Origin of the sequence: Kitasatospora sp. MY 5-36, from assembly GCF_001182915.1 — a bacterium.
Taxonomy (GTDB): Bacteria; Actinomycetota; Actinomycetes; order Streptomycetales; family Streptomycetaceae; genus Kitasatospora.
The window spans coordinates 1-569 of sequence record NZ_LFVW01001425.1 but is presented as its reverse complement, the minus strand read 5'-3'; the positions used below and the strand labels follow the sequence as shown (position 1 = coordinate 569).

The window sequence follows — 569 nt, the reverse complement described above, 5'->3', positions numbered from 1 at the left end:
CGGCCCTGTCCACCGTGCTGCACGCCGCCGGCGCCCTGGACGACGGCGTCCTGGACCGCCTGGACGCCGCCCGCCTGGCCCGCACCTTCGACGGCAAGGCCGGCGGCGCCGCCCACCTCGACGAGCTGACCGCCCACCTGGACCTCGACGCCTTCGTCCTCTGCTCCTCCATCTCCGCCACCTTCGGCAACGGCGGCCAGGGCAACTACGCCGCCGCCAACGCCTACCTGGACGCCCTCGCCGAGCAGCGCCGCGCCCGCGGCCTGCCCGCCACCTCGCTGGCCTGGGGCCCGTGGGCGGGCGGCGGCGTCGGCCAGGCCAGCGAAGGCGCCCGCCGACGGCTCGCCCGCAACAAGTGGGAGGTCCTGATGGAGCCCGAGGACGCGGTCCGCGCCCTCGCCGCCGCCGTCGAGGACCCCGACCCCCGGCTGGCCGTACTGTCGCTGATGGCCGTCGACTTCGCCGCGATGGCCACCGCCCGCGGCCCCGAACAGCTGCGCCGCGCCCCGCTGATGCGCGACCTGCCCGAGATCCGGGCCGCCGACGCGGCCGACGCCGCGGACCCGGCG

At 78.4% G+C, this 569-nt stretch carries 1 protein-coding gene; it reads left to right on the top strand.

Going from position 1 to position 569, the window contains the following annotated elements; genetic code table 11:
- Nucleotides 1-14: 14 nt before the first annotated feature.
- A partial coding sequence (locus AE652_RS42765) for a KR domain-containing protein (protein ID WP_234348747.1) occupies nucleotides 15-569 on the top strand: 555 nt, incomplete at its 3' end.